Origin of the sequence: Streptomyces cyanogenus, assembly GCF_017526105.1 — a bacterium.
GTDB lineage: Bacteria > Actinomycetota > Actinomycetes > Streptomycetales > Streptomycetaceae > Streptomyces > Streptomyces cyanogenus.
This window is the reverse complement of record NZ_CP071839.1, coordinates 3518491-3540794: the sequence shown is the minus strand read 5'-3', so window position 1 is coordinate 3540794 and position 22304 is coordinate 3518491. Positions and strand designations below refer to the sequence as shown.

General features: G+C 72.8%; 20 protein-coding genes. 13 read left to right on the top strand and 7 right to left on the bottom strand.

All coding sequences use genetic code 11. The features are described from left to right. Window positions 1-143: 143 nt before the first annotated feature. Window positions 144-1595, top strand: coding sequence for an amino acid permease (locus S1361_RS15880; RefSeq protein WP_208032503.1), 1452 nt, complete (start codon window positions 144-146; stop codon window positions 1593-1595). Continuing rightward, window positions 1592-2647 (top strand): succinyl-diaminopimelate desuccinylase, encoded by a 1056-nt coding sequence (gene dapE, locus S1361_RS15875; protein WP_208032502.1) that lies wholly within the window; start codon window positions 1592-1594, stop codon window positions 2645-2647. Before S1361_RS15880 ends, dapE begins: the two co-directional genes overlap by 4 nt. Here dapE and S1361_RS15870 read toward each other — a convergent pair. Then, window positions 2628-4175, bottom strand: coding sequence for a PucR family transcriptional regulator (locus S1361_RS15870; RefSeq protein ID WP_208032501.1), 1548 nt, complete (start codon window positions 4173-4175; stop codon window positions 2628-2630). The two genes, dapE and S1361_RS15870, sit on opposite strands and share 20 nt — an antisense overlap. 130 nt (window positions 4176-4305) lie before the next feature. Here S1361_RS15870 and S1361_RS15865 point away from each other — a divergent pair, with 130 nt between their 5' ends. From S1361_RS15865 to S1361_RS15855, 3 genes are read left to right on the top strand one after another with little or no spacing between them, the layout of a single operon-like run. Next, on the top strand, window positions 4306-5055 hold the full coding sequence (locus S1361_RS15865) for a chorismate synthase (protein WP_208032500.1): 750 nt from the start codon (window positions 4306-4308) through the stop codon (window positions 5053-5055). After that, window positions 5052-6161: an o-succinylbenzoate synthase gene (menC, locus tag S1361_RS15860; protein ID WP_208032499.1), complete on the top strand. Its 1110-nt coding sequence runs from the start codon at window positions 5052-5054 to the stop codon at window positions 6159-6161. The genes S1361_RS15865 and menC overlap by 4 nt, the downstream gene beginning before the upstream one ends. Window positions 6162-6215: 54 nt before the next feature. After that, on the top strand, window positions 6216-7007 hold the full coding sequence (locus S1361_RS15855; RefSeq protein ID WP_208032498.1) for a YlbL family protein: 792 nt from the start codon (window positions 6216-6218) through the stop codon (window positions 7005-7007). A 196-nt stretch (window positions 7008-7203) separates the two neighbouring features. Here S1361_RS15855 and S1361_RS15850 read toward each other — a convergent pair whose 3' ends face one another. Beyond that, entirely contained in the window at window positions 7204-7731 is a 528-nt protein-coding gene (locus S1361_RS15850; protein ID WP_208032497.1) for an Lrp/AsnC family transcriptional regulator, read from the bottom strand. Window positions 7732-7853: 122 nt separating this feature from the next. Here S1361_RS15850 and hppD point away from each other — a divergent pair, with 122 nt between their 5' ends. Beyond that, window positions 7854-9002 carry a 4-hydroxyphenylpyruvate dioxygenase gene (hppD, locus tag S1361_RS15845; protein WP_208032496.1) on the top strand — a complete coding sequence of 383 codons (1149 nt, stop codon included), beginning with the start codon at window positions 7854-7856 and terminating at the stop codon, window positions 9000-9002. Between the two features lie 36 nt (window positions 9003-9038). Further along, entirely contained in the window at window positions 9039-9887 is an 849-nt protein-coding gene (locus S1361_RS15840; RefSeq protein ID WP_208032495.1) for a phage baseplate protein, read from the top strand. Between the two features lie 4 nt (window positions 9888-9891). Here the strand turns inward: S1361_RS15840 and S1361_RS15835 are convergent, their stop codons facing one another. Next, entirely contained in the window at window positions 9892-11355 is a 1464-nt protein-coding gene (locus S1361_RS15835) for a tetratricopeptide repeat protein (RefSeq protein WP_208032494.1), read from the bottom strand. A 92-nt stretch (window positions 11356-11447) separates the two neighbouring features. Here S1361_RS15835 and S1361_RS15830 point away from each other — a divergent pair, with 92 nt between their 5' ends. Continuing rightward, window positions 11448-12854, top strand: a complete 1407-nt coding sequence (locus tag S1361_RS15830; protein WP_208036618.1) for an FAD-binding oxidoreductase — start codon at window positions 11448-11450, stop codon at window positions 12852-12854. Between the two features lie 8 nt (window positions 12855-12862). On the opposite strand, the gene S1361_RS15825 is transcribed toward S1361_RS15830, so the two are convergent. After that, window positions 12863-13276: an SsgA family sporulation/cell division regulator gene (locus S1361_RS15825; protein ID WP_208032493.1), complete on the bottom strand. Its 414-nt coding sequence runs from the start codon at window positions 13274-13276 to the stop codon at window positions 12863-12865. A 233-nt stretch (window positions 13277-13509) separates the two neighbouring features. Between S1361_RS15825 and S1361_RS15820 the strand changes: the two genes are divergently transcribed. Both S1361_RS15820 and S1361_RS15815 read left to right on the top strand, forming a co-directional pair. Beyond that, on the top strand, window positions 13510-15360 hold the full coding sequence (locus S1361_RS15820; protein WP_208032492.1) for an RDD family protein: 1851 nt from the start codon (window positions 13510-13512) through the stop codon (window positions 15358-15360). A gap of 76 nt (window positions 15361-15436) precedes the next feature. Beyond that, window positions 15437-16141: an RDD family protein gene (locus tag S1361_RS15815; RefSeq protein ID WP_208032491.1), complete on the top strand. Its 705-nt coding sequence runs from the start codon at window positions 15437-15439 to the stop codon at window positions 16139-16141. A gap of 106 nt (window positions 16142-16247) precedes the next feature. Here S1361_RS15815 and S1361_RS15810 read toward each other — a convergent pair whose 3' ends face one another. Beyond that, entirely contained in the window at window positions 16248-16484 is a 237-nt protein-coding gene (locus S1361_RS15810) for a hypothetical protein (protein WP_208032490.1), read from the bottom strand. 365 nt (window positions 16485-16849) lie between these two features. On the opposite strand from S1361_RS15810, the gene S1361_RS15805 reads away from it, so the two are divergent. Both S1361_RS15805 and S1361_RS15800 read left to right on the top strand, forming a co-directional pair. Continuing rightward, window positions 16850-19207, top strand: a complete 2358-nt coding sequence (locus S1361_RS15805) for an immune inhibitor A domain-containing protein (RefSeq protein ID WP_208032489.1) — start codon at window positions 16850-16852, stop codon at window positions 19205-19207. Window positions 19208-19328: 121 nt separating this feature from the next. After that, window positions 19329-19649, top strand: coding sequence for a hypothetical protein (locus S1361_RS15800; RefSeq protein ID WP_208032488.1), 321 nt, complete (start codon window positions 19329-19331; stop codon window positions 19647-19649). A 241-nt stretch (window positions 19650-19890) separates the two neighbouring features. Here the strand turns inward: S1361_RS15800 and S1361_RS15795 are convergent, their stop codons facing one another. Both S1361_RS15795 and S1361_RS15790 read right to left on the bottom strand, forming a co-directional pair. Continuing rightward, window positions 19891-20484, bottom strand: coding sequence for an isochorismatase family protein (locus S1361_RS15795; RefSeq protein ID WP_208032487.1), 594 nt, complete (start codon window positions 20482-20484; stop codon window positions 19891-19893). A gap of 95 nt (window positions 20485-20579) precedes the next feature. After that, on the bottom strand, window positions 20580-21926 hold the full coding sequence (locus S1361_RS15790) for a nicotinate phosphoribosyltransferase (RefSeq protein WP_208032486.1): 1347 nt from the start codon (window positions 21924-21926) through the stop codon (window positions 20580-20582). A gap of 65 nt (window positions 21927-21991) precedes the next feature. Here S1361_RS15790 and clpS point away from each other — a divergent pair, with 65 nt between their 5' ends. Further along, window positions 21992-22300: an ATP-dependent Clp protease adapter ClpS gene (gene clpS / locus S1361_RS15785; protein WP_189294522.1), complete on the top strand. Its 309-nt coding sequence runs from the start codon at window positions 21992-21994 to the stop codon at window positions 22298-22300. Window positions 22301-22304 lie beyond the last annotated feature (4 nt).

Genomic DNA, 22304 nt, shown 5'->3' with positions numbered 1-22304 from the left:
CGTCCGCGCAGACGACCGACCGCGCCCTCTTGGCCGCCTCGACAAACCCACGCATCCACCTTTGGCCGATCCGCACACCTCCGGGTCTTCCCTGCTCCGCATCATCAAGGGCCAGGCAACCCCGAGGCGGAGGGAACGGCGCGGTGGACAGAGTGGGGACGGTTCCGGCACCCGGCCGGCGGACAACAGGTACACGGCTCACCCGGCGGCAGGCCGTCCGGACACTCGTCGGTGAGGCCGCCGGCAGCCCGCTCAGGCGGACGATGGGCGTGGCCCAGCTGACGCTGCTGAGCGTGGGCGCCACGCTCGGCACCGGAATCTTCGTGGTGCTGGGCCAGGCGGTGCCGGAGGCCGGCCCGGCGGTCGTCGTCTCCTTCGTGCTGGCCGGCGTCACCGCCCTGTTCTCCGCGCTGTCGTACGCCGAGCTGGCCGGCATGATCCCCGGCTCGGGGTCCTCGTACAGCTACGCCTACGCCACCCTCGGCGAGCTGGTCGCCTGGGTCTGCGGCTGGTGTCTGATCCTGGAGTACGGGGTGTCGGTGGCCGCCGTCGCCGTGGGATGGGGGCAGTACGTCAACGAGCTGCTGGAGCTGACCCTCGGCGTGAGCCTGCCCGAGTCGCTCAGCGCGCCGCCCGGCGCCGGAGGCGTGCTCAACGTCCCGGCCGCCCTGATCGTCGTCCTCGCGATGGTCGTGCTGCTGCGCGGGGCCAAGGAGAGCGCCGTCGCCAACACGGTCATGGTCGCGGTGAAGATCGCGGCGCTCGTGCTGTTCTGCGCCGTCGCCTTCACCGCCTTCCGCGCCGGCAACTTCCACCCCCTCTTCCCGCTCGGCGCCGCGGGCATGAGCGCCGGGGCGGCCTCCCTCTTCTTCTCCTACATCGGGTTCGACGCCGCCTCCACCGCGGGCGAGGAGGCACGCGACCCGCAGAAGGACCTGCCCCGCGCGATCATCCTGTCCCTCGTCCTGGTCACCGCCCTCTACGTCCTCGTCGCCGTGGCCGCGCTCGGCGCGATGCCGTGGCAGCGGTTCGCGGGGACCGAGGCCACGCTCAGCGAGGTGCTCGTGCACGCTGTCGGCGGCGGGAACCTGTGGCCGGTCCTGCTGTCCGTCGGGGCGGTCGTCGCCACCACCAGCGTCGTGCTCACCGTGCAGTACGGGCAGATCCGCATCCTGTTCGCCATGGCCCGGGACGGACTCGTGCCGCCGCTGTTCGCGAAGGTCCACCCGCGCACCGGGGTGCCCCGCGCGGGCACCGTCATCGTCTCCGGCTTCATCGCCGTCCTCGCAGCCCTGGTCCCGCTCGGCAGCCTCGCCGACGCCACCAGCATCGGCACGCTCTTCGCCTTCATGCTGGTCAACCTCGCGGTGGTGCTGCTGCGCCGGCGCGACCCGGGTGCACCCCGATCCTTCCGGGTGCCGTTCTCTCCGGTCACCCCCCTGCTCGGCGTCGCCTTCTGCGGCTACATGCTGTGCAGCCTCGGCGCCGACACCTGGATCGCGTTCGGGGCGTGGATGGCGGCCGGACTCGTCGTCTACGGCCTCTACGGCATCCGGCACTCCAAGCTCGCCCACCCCCAGGAAGACCCCGCATGAGCGCCCTCGATCCCACCGCCGACGTCGTCACCCTCACCCGCGCCCTCGTCGACCTGCCCTCCGAGAGCGGCCAGGAGGAGCGGATCGCCGACGCCGTCGAAGACGCCCTGCACCGCCTGCCGCACCTCGCCGTGGACCGGGTCGGCAACTCCGTGATCGCGCGGACCGGTCCCGGGCACGGGGAGCGCGTGCTGATCGCCGGGCACCTGGACACCGTGCCGGCCGCCGGGAACCTGCCCTCCCGGCTCGCCGACGGTCGGATCCACGGGCTCGGCGCCTGCGACATGAAGGGCGGGGTGGCCGTCGCGCTGCGGCTCGCGGCCACCGTGCCGGAGCCGGTGCGCGATGTCACCTACGTCTTCTACGAGTGCGAGGAGGTGGAAGGGGAGCGCAACGGGCTCGGCCGCATCGCCGCCGCCCGGCCCGGACTCCTGGAGGAGGCCGGTCTCGCGATCCTCATGGAACCCTCGGACGCCGGTGTCGAGGCCGGCTGCCAGGGCATCCTCACCGCCGACATCGTGGTCAGGGGCGCCCGCGCGCACACCGCCCGCGCCTGGCAGGGCACCAACGCCGCGCACAAGGCGGGGGAGGTGCTCCAGCGGCTCGACGCGCACGTCCCGCAGCGGGTCGTGATCGACGGGCTGGAGTTCCGGGAGGGGCTGAGCGCGGTCGCCGTACGTGCCGGGGTCGCCGGCAACGTCGTGCCGGACGAGTGTGTCGTCACCGTCAACTGCCGCTTCGCTCCCAGCCGTTCGGCGCAGCAGGCGGAGGCGTACGTGCGCGGGCTGTTCCCGGAGTACGAGGTGCGGGTCACCGAGGTGGTCGGCGGCGCCCTGCCGCACCTGGACCGGGTGGGCTCCCTCGTAGCCGCGCTCGGGTGTAAGCCCCGCGCCAAGCTGGGCTGGACCGACGTGGCCCGGTTCGCCGCGCTGGGGGTGCCCGCGCTCAACTACGGCCCCGGCGACCCCTCGCTGGCGCACACGGCGGGGGAGTACGTCCCCGTGGCGCACCTTCTGCGGTGCGAGGAGCGGCTCAGGGCGTGGCTGCGCTGAGCCCCGCCAGCGTCCGCAACTGCAGCCACAGCACCAGCCGTTCGTCGGGGTCGTCCAGGTCGACCCCGGCGTGCTGCTGGAGCTGCCTGAGCCGGTAGCGGCAGGTGTTCGGGTGCACGGCCAGCAGCCTGGCCGCGCCCGCCATGTCGCAGCCCGCGTCGAACCAGCAGACCAGGGTGCGGGCGTACTCGGTGCCGTGCGCGGCGTCGTACGCCAGCACCCGCCGCCAGGCGCCCGCGTTCAACTCCCGCTGCCCGGGCATCACTTCGGCCAGCCGCAGCAGCGTCACCCGGGCCCGCAGCTCGTCCGCCGTGGCCACCGGCAGCTCCGTGTCCAGCAGCCGCAGCACCAGGTCGGCGTCCGCCCGCGAGTCCGCGAGCCCCTCCGCGCCCGGCACCACCTCGCCCAGCGCGGCCCGCACCGGCACCCGCAGCGCCTGCCCGGCCCGCGCCACGATGTCCTCGGCGAGCTTCCGGTGCCGTTCACCGGGGCCCGGCAGCACCGCGTACACCACCCCGTCCAGCAGCACGCACGCGTGCCGGCCGTAGCGGGCCTCGCACTGCAGGCGTACGACGTCCAGCAGGCGCAGCGCGGTGCGTTCGGCGTCCGGGACGCTCGCGGCGGAGTCCAGGACGAAGGCCGCCACCCGGGCCGGACCCGTGACACCGAGCCGCCCGGCAGCCGTCGGCGCGTCCGCCGTGCCGTCCAGCAGGCGGCGCAGCAGGTCGCTGTTGCGGTGCCGGGCCAGTTCGCGTGCCGCGCGGGCCCGGAGCAGGAGCAGGGCGGCCGTGGAGGCGCCCTGGACGAGGGTGTCCGCGGCGTCCAGGGCGAGCGAGCCGGCGTCGACCACCCACACCGAGCCGAGCGTCTCGCCGCCGGCCCGCACCGGCATCGCCAGCCGGGGCAGGCCCGAGCCGGACAGCGCGGGCAGCCGGACCGGCCGGTCGGCGGCGAACAACCGCCGGTACTGCTCGGTGTTCTCCGCGCTGGCCGGCACCTGGAGCCCGAGGATGCCCTGCCGCCGGTCCTCGTCCACCGGCTGCCCGGGCACCGTCGAGTAGGCGAGGATCCGCTGCCGGGGGTCCTCGATGGCGGTGGCCCCGCCGGTCGCCGCCGCGATCGCGTCGGCCAGCGCGAACAGGTCGCCGAGCCCGGTGTCGGAGGAGGCGGCGGGCCGGGCGCCGATGGCGGAGGCCAGCAGCAGGTGCACCTGGTGCCAGGCCGCGTCCTCGGCGACCGACAGCAGCGCGACGCCGTGCGCCCGCGCCTCCTCGACCGGCCCGTCGGCGCCGCGCACCACGACCCCGGACAGCTCCGCCTCGGCCGCCGCCCGCACCAGCGGCCCCGCCTCCGACGCCCGTACCCCGACCGCCAGCAGCAGCGCGCCGGGCAGCCGGGGCAGCGGGGCGTGGCCGTCGTACAGCACCGCCTCGGTGACCGGCACGGCCTGTCCCGCCGGGGCGGTGTGCAGGCGCAGGGCGGGGCCGCCGACGACGTCCAGGAGGTCGCCGAGAGTGCACGTTTCCATGGGGAGTCCTCGTGGGGCGGCTCGGCTGATGCCGAACCGGGGCGGGCTTGGCTGATGCTGAAACGAACGTACGCATCCATTGGCCGCTCGCACAACACACGCTGCTCCGGGGAATCCGAGACTCGGTCCCATGACAGCAGGCACCACCATCCGTACCGTCCACGACGTCGCCGGGCTCGCGGCCGTCGCGGACCACTTCAGCGACGTCTGGCAGACGCCCCGCACCGCCCCGCCGTACCCGGCCGAGGTCCTGCACAGCCTGGTGCACGCCGGCGGCGCGGTGCACGCCGTGTACACCGGTGGGCGGCTCGCCGGCGCGGCCGTCGCCGTCCTCGGCCCGGAGCACAGCACGTACTCGCTGGTGGCCGCCGCCGAGCGCGGGCTCGGGCCCGCGCTGAAGCTGGCCCAGCGCGACTGGGCCCGCGCCCTGGGCGCGCGCACCATGCGCTGGACCTTCGACCCGCTGGTCGGCCGCAACGCCCGCTTCAACCTGGTCAAGCTGGGTGCCGTCGGCACGGAGTACCTGGTCGACTTCTACGGCCCCATGACCGACGGAGTGAACGACGGCGACGAGAGCGACCGGCTGACGGTGACCTGGGACCTGGCGGCGGCGGGGCGGTCGTCCGAGGCGGAGCCGCACGGGCCCGTCCTGCGCAGCGCCCCCGACGGCGGGCCGCTCGTGCGGCGCGCCGGACGGCACGTCTGGTGCCGGGTCCCGGACGACGTCGTCACCCTGCGCGCCACCGATCCGGCCCTGGCGCTGCGCTGGCGGCACGCCGTGCGCGAGGTGTTCCAGGAGGCCTTCCTGGAGGGGTTCCGGGCCACCGGGATGTCCCGCGACGGCTGGTACACCCTCACCGGGACGGAGGCGACCGCATGAAGCTGGAACGCGTCGAGATCGTGCACGTGGCGATCCCGCTGGTCACCCCGTTCCGTACGTCCTTCGGGACCATGACGGCGAAGGACACCTTCCTGCTGCGCGTCGTCACCGACCGTGCCGAGGGCTGGTCGGAGTTCGCCGCCGACCCCGAACCCCTGTACTGCTCGGAGTTCGTCGCCGGCGCCGAGATCGTGCTGCGCGACTTCCTGCTGCCCCGCGTGGCCGCGCTCCCGCACCTCACCACGGCCGCGCTGGCCCCGGCCATGGCGAAGATCAAGGGGCACGAGCTGGCGAAGGCGGCCCTGGAGACGGCCGTCCTCGACGCCGAGCTGCGCTCCTACGGCATGCCGCTCGCCGCCTACCTGGGCGCGGTACGGGACCGGGTGCCCGCCGGGGTCTCCGTCGGCATCAAGAACTCGCTGCCCGAGCTGCTGGACGACGTCGAGCGCTACCTCGCCGAGGGGTACGTCCGCATCAAGCTGAAGATAGAGCCCGGCTGGGACGTGGAGCCGGTCCGGGCGGTCCGCGAGCGCTTCGGCGACGGCCTGCCCCTCCAGGTCGACGCCAACACCGCCTACACCCTCGCCGACGCCGAGCACCTGCGGCGGCTGGACGCGTTCGGGCTGCTGCTGATCGAGGAGCCGCTGGAGGAGGACAACCTGCACGCCCACGCCCTCCTCCAGCAGCGCCTGGCCACCCCCGTCTGCCTGGACGAGTCCCTGCACCACGCGCGCGACACCGCGTCCGCGATCGCCATGGACGCCTGCCGGGTGGTGAACGTCAAACCCGCCCGGGTCGGCGGCTACCTGGAGGCCCGCCGGGTCCACGACGTGGCCCACGCGCACGGCGTGCCCGTGTGGTGCGGCGGTATGCTGGAGACCGGCATCGGACGGGCACCGAACCTCGCCCTGGCCGCGCTGCCCGGCTTCACCCTGCCGGGGGACACCTCGGCCTCCAGCCGCTACTTCGCCGAGGACCTCACCGAGCCGTTCGTCCTCAGGGACGGCCACCTGCCCGTCCCCACCGGCCCCGGCATCGGCGTCGAGCCCCGGCCGGACGCCCTGCGCCGGTTCACCCGGGAGCGGCGGGACCTGTACACGGCATAGGGGGCACCCCGTACCAGGGCAAAGGGGCACCTGGCTGTCACGTAGATTGATCCCGTGCTCTCACGTCTCACACGCCCCCAGGCCCTCGCCGTCTGCGCGCTGCCCGTCGTGGCCCTGCTGGGCACGGCGGTGTTCGCGCCGCTGCCGTTCTCGGTGGCGCAGCCCGGCATGACGGCGAACGTGCTCGGCGAGAACAAGGGCACCCCGGTGATCACCGTCTCCGGCGCGGCGACCCGGAACACCAGCGGGCAGCTGCGCATGACCACCATCGAGGCGACCGGTCCCGACGCCCGGGTCTCCCTCGGCGACGTGCTCGGCAACTGGTTCCGCACCGACCGGGCCGTCATGCCGCGCGACGCGGTCTACCCGAGCGGCGACACCGTCAAGGAGATCGAGAAGCACAACGAGGCCCAGATGCAGCAGTCCCAGGACGCGGCGACCCAGGCGGCGCTGAAGTACCTGGGGCTGAACCCCGCCAAGGTCAAGGTCACGCTGAAGCTCGCCGACGTCGGCGGGCCCAGCGCGGGGCTGCTGTTCACCCTGGGCATCATCGACAGGCTCGACGGCGACGGCAGCGGCGGCGACCTCACGGGGGGCCGCACCATCGCGGGGACGGGGACCATCGACGCCGCCGGCAAGGTCGGCGCGGTCGGCGGGGTGGCCCTGAAGACCCAGGCCGCGCGCCGGGACGGGGCCACCGTCTTCCTGGTGCCGAAGGCGGAGTGCGCCGACGCCCGGGCCGAACTGCCGAAGGGGCTGCGGCTCGTGCCGGTGACCACGCTGAAGGGCGCGGTCGACTCCCTGGTGGCGCTGGAGAAGGGCAAGGGCGAGGTCCCCAGCTGCTAGGGCCTGTCTGACAATTCCCGTCTGCCGCGCGACGCCATGCACGCGCTCTCGCCGCACCGGCCCCAGACCCAAGTACGTCCAGTACGAGGGCCTGGGGCCGGCACTCCCCCAGCCTCCGGCCGGGGGGACCCCGAGAGCACGCACCTGACGCCGCGCGGCCGCCCTTCGGGCGACGACGCGAATTGTCAGACAGGCCCTAGGGGGCTTCCTTGGGGCCCTGCCGGCCCGATCCGGACGCACGCCCCGCGCCCGGGTGCCGGTCCTCCGCGGCCTGCTGCACGAGCGGGATGATCCGCAGCGGCACGGCGTTCTCCATGACGATCGCCGTGGAGGCCCGGACGATGCCGTCGAAACCGACGACCCGGTCGATCACCCGCTGGAGATCGGCGTTCGAGCGGGCCACCAGCCGGCACAGCATGTCCCCGCTGCCCGTGGTGGTCAGCAGCTCCAGCACCTCCGGCACGGTCGCCAGGTACGCCCGTACGTCGGCCCCCTGGCCCTGCCGGATCTGCAGGGTGGCGAACGCGGTGACCGGGTAGCCGAGGGCCACCGGGTCCACCTGCGGACCGAATCCGCGGATGACCCCGTTCGACTGCAGCCGGTCCAGGCGCGCCTGCACCGTGCCCCGCGCGACACCCAGCCGCCGGGACATCTCCAGCACCCCGATGCGCGGTTCCTCGGCCAGCAGCACGATGATCCGGCCGTCCAGATGATCGATCGCCACGGGACCCCCTGAGATGGTCATCCTGTACAGAAAGACCGGCGACACCGGCGTTCCGCTGGTCGGATTGCCCAGCGATGAAGCGAACTATTGCGCACCTTGCAGAGCAGAGCCACCCTTCCGCTATGACGCAGACCACACAGCACACTCCCGTCACGACCGCCCGGCAGGACGACCCCTTCCCGGTCAAGGGAATGGACGCGGTCGTCTTCGCCGTGGGCAACGCCAAGCAGGCGGCGCACTACTACTCCACCGCCTTCGGCATGCGGCTGGTGGCCTACTCCGGACCGGAGAACGGCAGCCGCGAGACCGCCAGTTACGTGCTCGAGAACGGCTCCGCCCGCTTCGTGTTCACCTCGGTGATCAAGCCCAGCAGCACCTGGGGCCACTTCCTCGCCCGGCACGTGGCCGAGCACGGCGACGGCGTCGTCGACCTGGCCATCGAGGTCCCGGACGCCCGCCGTGCGTACGCCTACGCGATCGAGCACGGGGCGCGGAGCGTCGCCGAGCCGTACGAGATGAAGGACGAGCACGGCACGGTCGTCCTCGCCGCGATCGCCACCTACGGCGAGACCCGCCACACCCTGGTCGAGCGCACCGGCTACGACGGCCCCTACCTGCCCGGCTACACCGCCGCCCGGCCGATCGTCGAGCCGCCCGCCCAGCGCACCTTCCAGGCCGTCGACCACTGCGTCGGCAACGTCGAACTCGGCCGGATGAACGAGTGGGTGGCCTTCTACAACAAGGTCATGGGCTTCACGAACATGAAGGAGTTCGTGGGCGACGACATCGCCACCGAGTACAGCGCGCTGATGTCGAAGGTCGTCGCGGACGGCACCCTCAAGGTCAAGTTCCCGATCAACGAGCCCGCCATCGCCAAGAAGAAGTCCCAGATCGACGAGTACCTGGAGTTCTACGGCGGCGCGGGCGTGCAGCACATCGCGCTCAACACCAACGACATCGTGCAGACGGTCCGCACGATGCGCGCGGCCGGCGTGGAGTTCCTCGACACCCCCGACTCGTACTACGACACCCTCGGCGAGTGGGTCGGCGACACCCGCGTACCGATCGAGACGCTGCGCGAACTGAAGATCCTGGCCGACCGCGACGAGGACGGCTACCTGCTGCAGATCTTCACCAAGCCGGTCCAGGACCGGCCGACCGTGTTCTTCGAACTCATCGAGCGGCACGGTTCGATGGGCTTCGGCAAGGGCAACTTCAAGGCACTGTTCGAGGCGATCGAACGCGAGCAGGCCAAGCGGGGCAACCTGTAGCCGACGGGTCCCCCGCCGGACGTCCGAGGGGGGACCGTGGCGGAACGCATCGACCTCGCCGCACCGGCCGTCCGCTGGCTGCGGGAGAAGGGCACCCTGCGCGAACCCACGGTCCTCCAGTCCTTCGCCTTCGACGAGGTCCACCACCACCTCTACGTCCTCCAGCTCACCCCGGGCGGCCGGGCCGCCGGCGACCTGTGCCTCAACCGCCTGGACCTGACGGGCAGACGCCTCGGCCACATGTACCTCAGGGGCTTCGGGCACGGCGTGAGCATGGGCGTCCAGCACGACGCCGACGGCACGGTGTGGATCTGGACCGAGACGGACGCCGTGGACGGCTACGGCCGGGGCGTCACCCGCTTCCGGTTCGCCGCCGGAGCCACCCGCACCACCGGGGACGTCAAGGTCCGCCACCCCGTCGAGGGCTCCCGCGCCAACCAGCCCGCCCTCTGCCCGGCCACCGGCCGCATCGCCGTCCGCCACCACCTGCACGGCACCCCCCGCTACCGCGTGTGGGACCTGGCCGCCTTCATCGCCCGCGACTACGCCGCCCCGCTGGCCGACCTCCCCCAGACCGGCGCCCACCCCGACCCCGGCGCCCCCTTCCAGGGCTTCGCCCTGCACGGCGACCACCTCTACCAGCTCGCGGGCTCCGCCTACGACCCGCGCCGCAACCCGCCCGCCGGCCACGGCGACACCCACCTGTCCTGCCTGGACATCCGGACCGGCGAACTCCTCGCCCGGCACCGCACCGAGGCCGCGTACTCCCTCGACCACCGCGAACCGGAGGGCCTGGCCGTCCGCGCCACGGGCACCCCGCGCCTGTACATCGGGTTCGCGTCCGGGGCGGAGGGCGCACGGAAGTTCTCGATCTACTACAAGTGACCCCTCAGGACTCGGGCGGCTCCTCGGCCGGCGGCTCGCCCAGCCTCTCCAGCGCCTCCCGGGCCACCGGCACGCTGAGCGGCGAGAAATAGGGATTGATCCGCAGCGCCTCCTCCAGATACCGCCGCGCGGGCCCGTACCGCTCCAGCTCCGCCTCGATCACCCCCCGGTGGAACGAGTACAGCGCGCTGCGCACCCCGCCGCCCTTCGCCTCGTCCGTCGCGGCGGTCGCGTAGGGCAGCGCCTCCTGGTCCTCGCCGGCCCGGTGCAGCGCCCAGCCCAGCGCGTCGGCCACCTCGATCCCCGGCTGCCGCCGCCACTCCTCCCGCAGCCGGTCCACGGCGTCCCACGGATCCCCGTGGTCCGCCTCGAACCGCCCGATCAGCAGCTCCTCGTCGACCCCGCCTGCCACCGACTGCCGTACCGCCGCCTTCAGCCGCGCGTACTGCTCCTCGGCGGCCTGGGGCTGCTCCAGCGACTCGTACAGCTCGCCCAGCTCCAGCAGGACCTCCGGGTCCGGCCGCTGCGCGACGGCGGCCCGGTACGCGGCCAGCGCCTGCGCCGTACGCCCCAGCCCGGCCAGCGTCCGCGCCCGCCCGGCCCGCGCCGCCCGCTGGTCGGGATCGAGCCGCAGCGCCGCCTCGAAGTGCCGGAGCGCGTCCGGCAGATCCCCGCGCTCCCACGCCAGCTGCCCCAGCCCGGCCAGCCAGGCGGCCTGCTCGGCAGGGGTGCGGGCGGCGGCCGCCGCGTCGGTCAGCTGGGCCACCGCGTCCTCGCGCCAGCCCCGGTCCCGGTACACCGCCGCGGCCCGCGCCATCACCGCCGGCCGCTCCGCCGGACCGGTGCGCAGCTCCATCAGCTTGTCCAGGGTGGCGCGGGCCTTCGTGTAGTCGCCGAGCCCGTTGTACGCGTCGATCAGCGGCGGATACGCCGACCACCGTTTCGGCGTCGCCTTCAGCGCCTGCTCGCCGTACCGTTTCGCCACCGGGAAGTCCCGGCGCGCGAGCGCCAGCGCGGTCAGCCCGTCCAGCGCCTCGGTGTTCTTCGCGCCGCGCACGTCCAGCGAGGTCCGCAGCGCCCGCTCGGCCCGCGGATAGTCCCCGGGGTCGCCCGCCCGGCGCCCCCGTGCCACGTACGCCGATCCCAGCACCGCCCACGCCCGCGCGTCCCGCGGCTGCGCCCGCACCCGCTGCTCCTGCCGCCCGATCAGCGCCGTCAGCCCGGGCAGCGCGGCCGGCACCGCGTACGTCACCGCCGTCAGCGTCTGGGGCTGTGCCTGCGGACCGGCGGCGGCCGGCCGCACCGACCGGTGCGGCCGGCGCTCCTCCGGCAGCAGCACCAGCACCGAGCCGGCGACGACACCGCCCGCCAGCGCGGCGACCAGCACCCGGCGCAGCACCCGCCGGGACCGGCGCGGCGCCGGCGGCTGCGAGATCAGGGACGTACCCCCGCACTGTCGGTTGTCCATGGCGCTCACTGTGCGTCAATACGACGAACACATCCGGGTGGCCCAAGCGCGGCACGGGCGGGGTTCACACCGATGGCCGCGAGTGCCACGCTCTGATCATGAGCCGTATCGAAGCACCGCGCGACGAGCACACGGGGAACCTCACCGACCGGCTCCTGGCCGGCCTTCCGCCCGAGGCCGTCCTCACCGACCCCGACGTCACGGCCTCCTACGGACACGACATGGCGAGCTTCTGCCCCGCGGGCAGCCCGGCCGTCGTCGTCCTGCCGCGCACCGTCGAGCAGGTCCAGCACGTCATGCGCACCGCCACCGAGCTGCGCGTACCCGTCGTCCCGCAGGGCGCCCGCACCGGCCTGTCCGGCGGCGCCAACGCCACCGACGGCTGCATCGTGCTGTCCCTCACCAGGATGGACCGCATCCTGGAGATCAGCCCCGTCGACCGGATCGCCGTGGTGGAACCGGGCGTGGTCAACGCGGCCCTCTCCCGCGCGGTCGGGGAACACGGCCTGTACTACCCGCCGGACCCCTCCAGCTGGGAGACGTGCACCATCGGCGGCAACATCGGCACCGCCTCCGGCGGCCTGTGCTGCGTCAAGTACGGCGTGACCGCCGAGTACGTCCTCGGCCTGGACGTCGTCCTCGCCGACGGCCGCCTGATGTCCACCGGCCGCCGCACCGCGAAGGGCGTCGCCGGCTACGACCTCACCCGGCTCTTCGTCGGCTCCGAGGGCTCACTCGGCATCGTCGTCCGGGCCGTCCTCGCGCTCCGGCCCAAGCCGCCCCGGCAGCTCGTCCTGGCCGCCGAGTTCGCCTCCGCGGCCGCCGCCTGCGACGCCGTCTGCCGCATCATGGCGGGCGGTCACGTCCCCTCCCTCCTCGAACTGATGGACCGTACGACGGTCAAGGCGGTCAACGACCTCGCCCACATGGGACTGCCCGAGACCACCGAGGCCCTGCTGCTGGCCGCCTTCGACACCCCGGACCCTGCCGCCGACCTCGCCGCCGTCGGCGCCCTGTGCGAGGCCGCCGGCGCCACCCAGGTCGTGCCCGCCGAGGACGCCGCCGAGTCCGAGATGCTGTTGCAGGCCCGGCGGCTCTCGCTGACCGCGCTGGAGGCGGTCAAGGGCACGACGATGATCGACGACGTGTGCGTGCCCCGCTCCCGGCTCGGCGCCATGCTGGAGGGCGTGGAGCGGATCGCCGCCGAGTACGGCCTCACGATCGGCGTCTGCGCCCACGCGGGCGACGGCAACACGCACCCCACCGTCTGCTTCGACGCCCGAGACCCGGAGGAGTCCCGGCGGGCCCGCGAGTCCTTCGACGAGATCATGGCCCTCGGCCTGGAGCTGGGCGGCACCATCACCGGCGAACACGGTGTCGGCGTGCTGAAGAAGGAATGGCTGGCCCGCGAGATCGGCCCGGTCGGGCTGGAGATGCAGCGGGCGGTGAAGCAGGTCTTCGACCCGCTGGGCATCCTCAACCCGGGCAAGCTCTTCTGACGTCGGGCTCACCGGGCGAGCAGGTGGTCGAGCGCGTCGTCGATGCCCAGCCGCCCGCCCTCCGTGCCCGGCGGCACCACCCGCAGCGTCCGCTCCAGCCAGGCCGACACCTGCGGGACCGGTGCCTCCAGCAGCGCGTCGCCGTCCGGCGAGCTGAGCGCCATCAGGACGACGCTCCGGCCGTCCACCTTCGCCGGCCACACCCGCACGTCCCCCTGCCCGCACGGCCGGAACACCCCCTCGACCAGCAGGTCGCGGGCGAACGTCCAGTGGACGGGGTGCTCGGAGGTGATGTGGAAGGCGACGTGGACGGCGTACGGGTCGTCGGAGCGGTAGCCGAGCCGGGCGGGGACCGGGACGCTCCGCTCCGGGGACAGGACGAGCCTCAGCTCCAGCTCGCGCTCCACCACGGTGTGCTGCATGACCTGCGTTTCCTTTCCGACCGGGGCCGCTCGGAGTCGGGCCCGTACCGGGGGAGAGGGGGCGGGGGCCGGGGCATTACGCGGGTTCGGGTGAATTCCTCTTCGCGGACCCGTGAGAGTCCGGTACGGCGTTGCCCGGAAAGGGGTGGGTCACGCGGGACTGGCGTTGCGGGCTGCCGCGGTCTGATAGATGTGGAGGCCCCCATCCCACGAGCAGATACGGGACGACGGACATGAGCGCCCCAACCCCGGCCCCAGGTGACGACCGGCCCCGCGAGGGCTACTACCCGGACCCGTCCATCCCCGGCTACGTCCGGTACTGGAACGGCGCCTCCTGGGTGCCCGGCACCAGCCGCCCGGCGCCGAAGGACGGCGAACCGCTCACCCCACCCCCGGGCGTCCGCCCGGCAGCACCCCCGGCCGTCGAGGAGACGGGCCCCCACTTCTTCGACGAGGACCCGCCAGAGCTGTCCCAGGGAGAGCCGGGTCAGCAGGACGGCCCGGGCGGGCAGTGGGCTCAGGCCGGTCAGGGCGCGCCGTGGGGCGAGCCGGGCGTGCCGGGACAGGTGGGTCGCGCCGGCCGAGGCGCGCAGGCCGGCCCAGCGGCGCAGGGAGCGCCTGCCGCGCAGTGGGGCGAACCCGGCGTGCCGGGCCAGGCGGGCCCCGCCGGTCAGGCGGGCCGGGTGGCGCAGGGCGCGCAGTGGAGCCAGTCCGGGCAGGCTCAGCCGGGACTGCCGGCGCAGTCCGGTGGACCCGCGCAGTGGGGCGGTTCCGGTCAGCCGGGTCGGACCGCGCAGCCCGGTCTGCCCGCCCAGTCCGGTCAGTCCGCGCAGGGTGCCCAGTCGGCCGGGTTCGGCGGCGACGGCGGACGCGGGGGTGCCCGGGCCGCCGATCCCCGGGTGCCGGCCGAGTCCTCCGACGCGTCCGACGGCCGTGCCACCGCCGGTACCGACGGCACCCCCGCGGTCCCTCCGCCGGGGGACGACGCCCCGGACCCCGGCACCTTCGTCTTCCGCCGCCCCGTCCCCGGACCGGCGGCGGCCCGCACCGACGACGGCACCATGACGTTCCGCCCGGCACCGTCCGGCCCCGGCACCGGCGGCCCCGCCACCGGGAGCACTCCGAGCAGCGCCGGCACCCCCGGCACCGCCGGTCCGGCCGGCACCCCGGGTCCCGTCGCCACTCCGGGCACCGCCGGTCCGGCCGGCACCCCGGCTCCCGCTGTCGCTCCCGGCACTCCCGGCCCGGCCCTCACCCCCGCCGAAAGCGGTCCCCCTGCTTTCGGCGCCCAGGGGCCCGTCGGTGCGCCCGGCGGCTCCGGGTTCGGTGCCGGGAAGGCCGCCGCGGCCCGGGCCGCCGGCGGGCAGGCGCCTCCCGCCCAGGGGGCCCAGGCGCCGCAGCCCGCTCCCGCGATGCCGCAACAGGTCGGCCCCGGGCAGCCCGCCGCCTCCGGCACCCCGTTGACCAGCGGCCCCGGTGGCGGACAGGCCTCCTGGGCGCAGCAGGTGCATCAGCTGGCCGGGGGCGGGGACGAGCAGCAGGTCGCACCGTGGAAGCCGCCGGTGGAGGACCTCTTCCAGGCAGCCGCCCGCCGGCAGGCCTCCGCCCGTCCCGCCGGACTCGGCAAGCGGTTCGTGGCGCGGCTGATCGACCTGCTGGCCGTGGCCGCGGTGACGTCCGCCGCCGCGGTCCCGCTCGGCATCCGGGCCGTGGACCACGTCCAGGAGAAGATCGACGCGGCCCGGCTGTCCGGCCGCGAGGTCACCGTCTGGCTGCTCGACGGCACGACCGGGACCGGCCTCGGCATCGTCCTGGCCGTCCTGCTCCTGGCCGGCGTCCTGTACGAGGTGCTGCCCACCGTCAAGTGGGGCCGCACCCTGGGCAAGAAGCTGTGCGGTCTGGAGGTGCGGGACATCGAGGGGCACGAGCCCCCGACGTTCGGCCCGGCGCTGCGCCGCTGGCTGGTCCTGAGCGTGCCGGGCCTGCTGCTGATCGGGATCGTGGGCGTGCTGTGGTGCCTGTTCGACCGGCCCTGGCGCCAGGGCTGGCACGACAAGGCGGCCCACACGTTCGTCGCGGGCTGACACCGGCGCCGGGGCCGTACCCCCGTACGGCCCCGCGCCGGATGCGGAACCGGGATCTTCGGGTTCCACTCGGGCCATGAGCACCGAACCGCCCCCCGGCTCCGGAGAGCAGCCCCCCGAGGACGACCCCTTCAGGAAGCGGCCCCCGTCGGACCAGGGGTCGGGCTCGCCGTACGACGCCCCGTACGGCGGTGCCCAGCAGCCCCCACCCCCCGGCGGCGGCCAGCCACCTCCCTACGGTGGCGGCCCGTACGGCGGCTCCCCCTACGGTGACGGCCCGGGCGATGGCCCGACCGGCCCCTACGGCGGCTACCCCGCCGACCCGCTGGCCGGCATGCCCCCGCTCGCCGACAGCGGCAAACGGACGCTCGCACGGATCATCGACATGATCATGGTCGGCATCGTGGTGTGGCTGCTCACCCTGGCGTTCGGGGTGCGCGAGTACACCGTCAGCGGCGACCGCGTCGAAGTCGGCAGATCCGTCGCCCAGTCCGTCATCGCGGCCGTGCTCTATGTCGCCTACGACACCTTCATGATCAGAAAATCCGGGCAGACCCTCGGCAAGAAGTGGCTCGGCATGCGCGTGGCCAACCTGGAGGACGGCGCCACCCCCTCCGTCCAGTCCTCGCTGCTCCGCGCCCTGGTGCTGTGGCTGCCGTTCGCCTTCTGCTGCGCCTGCATCTGGACGGCCATCTCGGGTGGTTGGAGCTTCTTCGACAAGCCCTACAAGCAGGGTCTGCACGACAAGGCGGCCAAGACGGTGGTGGTCAGCACCGGTTGAGCGAACCGCGAGGGGTGCTCGCACGACGGCGGCGGTCCCGGGACGTACCCGGACCCGCCGCCGTGTCCCCGTGTCCATGGGTGTTCTCGCCGGGCGTGCCGCCCGGTCACAGGGTCGTGGGAACCCGCTCCTCGTCCGCCACGGGCTCGGCGGACGGCTGCGCCGTGCCCGTCCCGGGGGAGGGGACCGTCAGGGCGACCAGCAGGCCCAGCGCGAGTGCCGCGAGGGCGATGACGGTGATCCCTGGGCCGGAACTCGTCTGGGACAGCAGCAGCATGGCGAGCGTCGAGAAGATCACGGTGCAGGAACCGTAGGCGAGCTGTGCGGGGGTCGGACGAGGCATGGCAATCGTGTCCTCGGCAGTCTTCGGAAGTTCGGGGGTGCCGTTCGACTCTCTTGGCCTGCATGCCCGAGCGGGACGCCCGGTAAGCGTGACCTAACCCACGGTACCGGTGCACGGGGGGCGCACGGAGTCATCCGTCCCATCAAACGGACGTTCTCCTGCGCCGGTCGGCCGGTCGACACGTGTCCGCAAAGCGAACGTCACCTCCGCATAGTGCACTTGTCCTGCTCAAGTCAAGGACTGTCTTTTCTTCTAAACCTCTAGTCAAATGTCGTCACTTGATACACGCGTTGATCGTGCGCGCACGGATTCCTCCATGACCCGGAACCCCCTGTCCGTGTGCGCGGCGCGGGGGAGGAACTCAAGTGACCAGCAGATCCTGGACGTTCAGAGCGGCCGCGATCGGCGTGACGCTCGCGGCGGCTTCCGCCACGTTCGCCACCTTCGCCGTAGCGGAGGCGAGCACCCAGACCAGGAGCGCCGCCGCCAACCGGCACGACCCGGCTCCGGTCAAGCAGCAGAAGCACGACCTGGACGGTCCGCTCAGCAAGACCCAGGACGCCCAGCGTGAAGAGGCCCTGAACCAGCTCATAGCGGGCAAGGCCACCGCGCAGGAGCGCAACGGCTCCAAGGTCGTCAAGCTCAAGAGCCGCAAGGGCCAGAGCAAGTACGTCGAGCTGAGCCGCGAGAAGACCGACAAGATCTTCACGATCCTGGTGGAGTTCGGCGACCAGACCGATCCCAAGTTCGGCGGGACACCCGGCCCGCTGCACAACAAGATCGCCGCGCCGGACCGCAAGAAGGACAACTCGACGGCCTGGCAGAAGGACTACAACCGCAAGCACTACCAGGACCTCTACTTCGGCACCGGCAAGAAGACCGAGTCGCTGAAGAAGTACTACGAGAAGCAGTCCTCGGGCCGCTACTCGGTCTCCGGTGAGGTGACCGACTGGGTCAAGGTCCCCTACAACGAGGCCCGTTACGGCAACAACGCCTGCGGCCAGACCAACTGCCCGAGCGTGTGGAACGTCGTCAGCGACGGCCTGGGCGCCTGGGTCGCCCAGCAGAAGAAGGCCGGCAGGACCGACGCCGACATCAAGAAGACCCTCGCCAAGTACGACCAGTGGGACCGCTACGACTTCGACGGCGACGGCAACTTCAACGAGCCGGACGGCTACGTCGACCACTTCCAGATCGTGCACGCCGGTGAGGACGAGTCCGCCGGCGGCGGCGCGCAGGGCAAGGACGCGATCTGGGCCCACCGCTGGTACGCCTTCGGCACCGACGCCGGCGCCACCGGCCCCGAGAACAACAAGCTCGGCGGCACGCAGGTCGGCAGCACCGGCATCTGGGTCGGCGACTACACCATCCAGCCGGAGAACGGCGGCCTCGGCGTCTTCGCCCACGAGTACGGCCACGACCTCGGTCTGCCGGACGAGTACGACACCGCCGGCGGCGACAACTCCACCGGTTTCTGGACCCTGATGTCCTCCGGCTCCTGGCTCGGCACGGGCAAGGAGTCCATCGGTGACCTGCCCGGTGACATGAACGCCTGGGACAAGCTCCAGCTGGGCTGGCTCAACTACGACACCGCCAAGGCCGGCAAGCAGTCCACGCACAAGCTGGGCGTCGCCGAGTACAACACCTGGGACAAGCAGGCGCTCCTGGTGACCCTGCCGGACAAGGCGGTCACCACCACCATCACCGAGCCGGCGCAGGGCTCGACCCAGTGGTGGAGCGGCAGCGGCAACGACCTGAAGAACACGCTGACCCGCTCCGTGGACCTGACCGGCAAGTCCTCGGCGAGCCTCACCCTGGACGGCTGGTGGGCCACCGAGGAGGGCTACGACTACGTCTACACCGAGGTGTCGACCGACGGCGGCGCCAACTGGACCGCCCTGGACGGCACGGCGGACGGCCAGGCCCTGCCGAAGGACGCCAGCGGCAAGCCGGCGCTGAGCGGCTTCTCGCAGACGCACAAGAAGCTGTCGTTCCCGCTCGACGCCTACGCGGGCAAGAAGATCGACCTCCGCTTCCGTTACGCCACCGACGGCGGTGTCGCGGAGAACGGCTTCACGGCCGACGAGATCACCGTGACCGCCGACGGCACCCCGCTGTTCTCGGACAACGCCGAGACCGCGGACGCCGGTTGGACCGCGGCGGGCTTCTCCCGTATCGGCGCGTCCTTCACCAAGGACTACAAGCAGTACTACATCGCCGAGAACCGGCAGTACGTGTCGTACGACAAGACCCTCAAGGTCGGCCCGTACAACTTCGGCTTCGCGTCGCGCCCGGACTGGGTGGAGCACTACCCGTACCAGAACGGCCTGCTGATCTGGAAGTGGGACACCTCCCAGGCGGACGACAACACGAACGAGACCAACGGCCACCCGGGCACCGGTCTGATCCTGCCGGTCGACTCGCACTGGAAGGCGCTGAAGTGGGCCGACGGCACGCTGCTGCGCAACCGCGTCCAGGCGTACGACTCGCCGTTCAGCCTCTACGGCACGGACGGCATCACCCTGCACAAGGCCGACGTCGCGCTGAAGATCAAGGGCTCGAAGGGTGTCCCGGTCTTCAACGACCACACGAGCACCTACTACGACCCGAAGAACCCCACCGGCGGCGTCAAGGTCACTGACACCAACACCAAGATCACGATCGTCAAGGAGGCCAAGGACGGCTCCACGATCCAGCTCAAGGTCGGTCCCGCGGTGAAGTAGTCCGCGAAACCGCAGGTCAGACGCGTATCGGCGGCAACCCCTTGGCGGGTTGCCGCCGATCGTGTTTAGGTGCGTCCTGTGGACCGCTTATTGACACCGACCGGAACGGGGATGTGACCGCATGGCCGCTGGAGGCTTCTGCAAGCTGCCGAACGGCACCGTGGTGGTGGCGCTGAACCTGCCCTACGGCCCCGCCGGGGTGCGGGTGCTGGTGCATGCCCAGAACCGGGCCCGGGCCCTGACCAGGCTGCGCAACCTGGGGCTGCGGGCGATCTATCTCCGGGGCAACGCCGAGCCGCCGACGCCGGACGAGATCACGGCGGTGCTGCACCATCCGGACGGCCTGATATGGCGCACGGCTCCCGCGGACAACGGTGTCACCGTGACCGAGCTGTGGCACCCGATCCGGGCGCTGCTGCGCAGGTCGGCGGTGGTGCAGTAGCAGGTTCGGGGCGCGCGAGGTCGGGCGCGGGCGCATCCTGGCTGCTCGCGCCCGCGCGGCGGAGCCGCACGTCGACACAGCCCGGCGCGCCCCTTCAGGCCGGCCGCCAGGCCCGGCGCCTGCAGCCACCCCTGCCCCTCGGGCGCGCTGCCGTGCACCTTCTTCCCGCCGCCACGGCGATCGGCCACGACGGCCCGGGGCCGGCGGTGCCGGACCGGCCGCAAACCCCCGCTCGGCGGTCCTACCCGCTGACCACCGGCTTGCCCGTCAGCTCCACGCCCGCCTGCCGGAGCTCTTCCAGGGCCCGCTCGGTGGTCTCGCCCGCCACCCCTGCCGTCAGGTCCAGGAGGACATGCGTGCGGAAGCCCTCCCGCACCGCGTCCAGGGCGGTGGCCCGTACGCAGTGGTCCGTGGCGATGCCGACCACGTCCACCTCGGTGATCTCGCGGGCGCGCAGCCAGTCGGCCAGCGGGACGCCGTTCTCGTCGGTGCCTTCGAAGCCGCTGTAGGCCGCCGAGTACGCGCCCTTGTCGAACACGGCGTCCACCGCGCCGGAGGCGACCGCGGGGGCGAAGTTCGGGTGGAAGCCCACGCCCTCCGTGCCCGCCACGCAGTGCGCGGGCCAGGAGCGGACGTAGTCGGGGTTGTCCGCGAAGTGGCCACCGGGCGCGATGTGGTGGTCGCGGGTGGCCACCACGTGCCGGTATCCGGTGCCCGCCGCCTGGCCGATCAGCTCGGTGACGGCGGCGGCCACGTCGGCACCGCCGGCCACCGCGAGACTGCCCCCCTCGCAGAAGTCGTTCTGCACGTCTACGACGATCAAGGCGCGGCGCATGGTGGGTGTCCTTCGACTGAGAGTGAAGTAACTGAGCCTAGAGACTTCCGGGCCCGTGCGGGAGGGGGCGTTCGAGGGCGGACGGCGGTCCGCCTCTAGCTACCCGAGCGCCCGTGTACGTACTCCGTCGGAATGACGGGTTCCCCCCTGGACAGCTGCGTAGCGGAGAGCGGCAGGTTCGCGCGGGCCGCGATGTGCCGGTCGCGGGGCACGTCCAGCGGCTCCCGGGCGACCACCTCTCCGCCCTTGATCAGCTGCACCAGCAGCTGCCGGTCGGCCAGCTCGGCCGGGACCGGCCCGGTGCCGACGACCTCGGCCTCCGCGACGCCGTCCGCGTCCAGCCGGCGCGCGGCCCACTTGCGCCCGCCGACGGAGGTCTTGCCGCTGCTGGACTTCTTCGCGACCGGCACCAGCGGCGCCTTCGGGTCGGCGGACTCGGCGCGCGCGACCAGCTTGTAGACCATGGAGGAGGTCGGGTGCCCGGATCCGGTCACCAGCTGGGTGCCGACGCCGTACGCGTCCACGGGCGCGGCGGCCAGCGAGGCGATGGCGTACTCGTCCAGGTCGGAAGTGACGATGATCTTCGTGCGGGTCGCACCCAGCTCGTCCAGCTGCTGCCGCACCCGGTGCGCCACCAGCAGCAGGTCGCCGGAGTCGATGCGGACCGCGCCCAGCTCGGGGCCGGCCACCTCCACCGCCGTGCGGACGGCCTCGGTGACGTCGTAGGTGTCCACCAGGAGCGTCGTGCCCCGGCCGAGGGTGTCCACCTGGGCCTGGAAGGCGTCCCGCTCGCGGTCGTGCAGCAGTGTGAAGGCGTGGGCCGAGGTGCCGACGGTGGGGATGCCGTAGCGGAAGCCGGCCGCCAGGTCCGAGGTGGTCGCGAAGCCGCCGACGTAGGCGGCGCGGGCGGCGGCCACCGCCGACAGCTCGTGGGTGCGGCGGGCGCCCATCTCGATCAGCGGGCGGTCACCGGCGGCGGAGGACATCCGGGAGGCGGCCGCGGCGATCGCGGAGTCGTGGTTGAGGATGGAGAGGATCACCGTCTCCAGCAGGACGCACTCGGCGAAGCTGCCCTCGACGCGCATGATCGGCGAGCCCGGGAAGTACACCTCGCCCTCGGGGTAGCCCCAGATGTCGCCGCTGAAGCGGTAGTCGGCGAGCCACTGCAGCGTCTCCTCGTCGACGATCTCCCGCTCGCGCAGGAAGCCGAGCACGCCGGAGTCGAAGCGGAAGTTCTCCACCGCGTCCAGGACGCGGCCGGTGCCGGCCACCACGCCGTAGCGACGCCCGTCCGGCAGCCGCCGGGTGAAGACCTCGAACACACTCCGCCGTCCGGCCGTACCGGCCTTCAGGGCGGCGCGCAGCATGGTCAGCTCGTACTGGTCCGTGAAGAGCGCCGTCGAGGGAACGTCCACCGGCAGCCCAAGGTCCGCTGTGTTCATGACGAGGAATCGTACTCCCTTTTCGTCGGTGTGACGATTTATGGAGGCCGTGGCAGCATGGCTGTGTGACGTCACCCGCGCCCGTAGAGATCGAACGCACCGAGTCGGCGGAGGAGGTCTTCGCCGTACCCGAGCCCGACGTCCCCTGGGTCACGATCGTGCACAACGACCCGGTCAACCTCATGAGCTATGTGACGTACGTCTTCCAGACGTACTTCGGCTACTCCAAGGACAAGGCCACCAAGCTCATGCTCGACGTCCACCACAAGGGCCGGGCGGTCGTCTCCAGCGGCAGTCGCGAGGAGATGGAGCGCGACGTGCAGGCGATGCACGGCTACGGTCTGTGGGCCACTCTCCAGCAGGACCGGAAGTAAACGC